This is a genomic window from Burkholderia sp. BKH01 (assembly GCF_025685725.1).
Classification (GTDB): domain Bacteria; phylum Pseudomonadota; class Gammaproteobacteria; order Burkholderiales; family Burkholderiaceae; genus Burkholderia; species Burkholderia pyrrocinia_C.
The window spans coordinates 1-1,182 of record NZ_JAOTQT010000059.1 but is presented as its reverse complement, the minus strand read 5'-3'; the positions used below and the strand labels follow the sequence as shown (position 1 = coordinate 1,182).

Annotated in this window: 1 protein-coding gene; it reads left to right on the top strand. The window is 61.8% G+C overall.

Annotated elements, in window-relative coordinates; genetic code table 11:
- On the top strand, positions 1–1,182 hold a 1,182-nt coding region (tuf, locus tag OEJ37_RS34790; RefSeq protein ID WP_027805213.1), incomplete at its 5' end, for an elongation factor Tu.

Here is a 1,182-nt window from a genome sequence, read left to right as displayed (position 1 = left end):
GGTAAATTCGAGCGGACCAAGCCGCACGTGAACGTTGGTACGATTGGTCACGTTGACCACGGCAAGACGACGCTGACGGCAGCGATCACGACGGTTCTGACGAAGAAGTTCGGCGGCGAAGCGAAGGCGTACGACCAGATCGACGCGGCACCGGAAGAAAAGGCGCGCGGCATCACGATCAACACGGCACACGTCGAGTACGAAACGGCTAACCGCCACTACGCACACGTCGACTGCCCGGGCCACGCTGACTATGTGAAGAACATGATCACGGGCGCGGCACAGATGGACGGCGCGATCCTGGTTTGCTCGGCAGCAGACGGCCCGATGCCGCAAACGCGTGAGCACATCCTGCTGGCGCGTCAGGTTGGCGTTCCGTACATCATCGTGTTCCTGAACAAGTGCGACATGGTGGACGACGCTGAACTGCTCGAGCTGGTCGAGATGGAAGTTCGCGAACTCCTGTCGAAGTACGACTTCCCGGGCGACGACACGCCGATCGTGAAGGGTTCGGCGAAGCTGGCGCTGGAAGGCGACACGGGCGAGCTGGGCGAAGTGGCGATCATGAGCCTGGCCGACGCGCTGGACACGTACATCCCGACGCCGGAGCGTGCAGTTGACGGCGCGTTCCTGATGCCGGTGGAAGACGTGTTCTCGATCTCGGGCCGTGGTACGGTGGTGACGGGTCGTGTCGAGCGCGGCATCGTGAAGGTCGGCGAAGAAATCGAAATCGTCGGTATCAAGCCGACGGTGAAGACGACCTGCACGGGCGTTGAAATGTTCCGCAAGCTGCTGGACCAAGGTCAGGCAGGCGACAACGTGGGTATCCTGCTGCGCGGCACGAAGCGTGAAGACGTGGAGCGTGGCCAGGTTCTGGCAAAGCCGGGTTCGATCACGCCGCACACGCACTTCACGGCTGAAGTGTACGTGCTGAGCAAGGACGAAGGCGGCCGTCACACGCCGTTCTTCAACAACTACCGTCCGCAGTTCTACTTCCGTACGACGGACGTGACGGGCTCGATCGAGCTGCCGAAGGACAAGGAAATGGTGATGCCGGGCGACAACGTGTCGATCACGGTGAAGCTGATCGCTCCGATCGCGATGGAAGAAGGTCTGCGCTTCGCAATCCGCGAAGGCGGCCGTACCGTCGGCGCCGGCGTCGTCGCCAAGATCATCGAGTAA